At 45.0% G+C, this 1,089-nt stretch carries 1 protein-coding gene; it reads right to left on the reverse strand.

The genetic code is table 11. From position 1 onward, the window contains the following. Nucleotides 1–285 precede the first annotated feature (285 nt). On the reverse strand, nt 286–894 hold the full coding sequence (locus JUF11_RS13100) for a hypothetical protein (RefSeq protein ID WP_204119940.1): 609 nt from the start codon (nt 892–894) through the stop codon (nt 286–288). Nucleotides 895–1,089 lie beyond the last annotated feature (195 nt).

Here is a 1,089-nt window from a genome sequence, read left to right on the forward strand (position 1 = left end):
TGTTAGCGGCATAGGCTACAACCACTAAACACAGTCACTTTGATCTACGCTTAATTTCAACTTTGCACCAGAACCTTTTGAAGGGGGTTATGTCACAGCCCCGATATAGGGTCAGGCTGTTAGTTTCTTTTTCTGTCGATGATTTCGAAGTAAATGACGCCAGCAATGCCTATCACACCGACTGGAATGCCAAACCAAGGGCCTGCATTGGTAGCATAGCCAATGATCATGAGAATACAAAAGATGGTGATGAATATTGAGCTCTTAGACATAGGCAGAACCTTCCTATCCGACAAATGATGTATGGTGAATGGTCTTCAGGAGTTTTGTACGTGCGCTATTTGTGTAATAGCGAGTATATGACTCCTCAGCAACTAGCACCCTTACCCCACGTGGTGATGTGGCAGAAATCATTCGGGCATTGACGCTTGGCCAAATATCAGCATGCTGGGTCTTAGCTAGTTGGCTTAAGTCGTAGATGAGTAATGGAATCCTGGCGCCAGGAATTTTGGCGGCCAATTGTTCAACCATAAAGGCGGCGATGCGCTTGGATTTTGTACTTGCAAGCTTTTTGTACCCTGTCCATTTGCTATAATAAAAATTCTTGTAACCGAGTTTCTTATAACCAGCAATACTTGTCGGATAAGCGGCAGAACGTGCGAGTACAGTTTGCGTGTAGGCTGCAGTTCCCGGAATTAGATCATTTTCAAATGACGCTACCGGCAGTTGCGAAACGGATTCGAAGCTGCCGGTAGCGTCAACCACGGCTGCTTCTGTTGGTACTGCCGGTGCGGTAGTTGCTGCATGAGCGCTGATGGGACTAGAGAATAAAAGCAAAGTAAATGAGCTTACGGCCAGAATAACAGCACGATTAGACAACAAATGCTTTTTCATAGTATCTCCCCCTTCTTGACACGAAACTAACATCCACATAAGTACGGCCTTATTATACAGCGCTTTCATAACGCACGCAAAAAATGGCTTACTCTTTATGCCGCGCAAGATATGAGGAAATGGTTCTGGTGCAAAGTTGAAATTAAGCGTAGATCAAAGTGACTGTGTTTAGTGGTTGTAGCCTATGCCGCTAAC

The sequence above is a fragment of the Lacticaseibacillus suilingensis genome (assembly GCF_016861845.1).
Lineage (GTDB): Bacteria > Bacillota > Bacilli > Lactobacillales > Lactobacillaceae > Lacticaseibacillus > Lacticaseibacillus suilingensis.

Bases quoted from the DNA above. Each gene is read 5' to 3' on its own strand.
- JUF11_RS13100 (WP_204119940.1), bottom strand. From the start codon at position 894: ATGAAAAAGCATTTGTTGTCTAATCGTGCTGTTATTCTGGCCGTAAGC.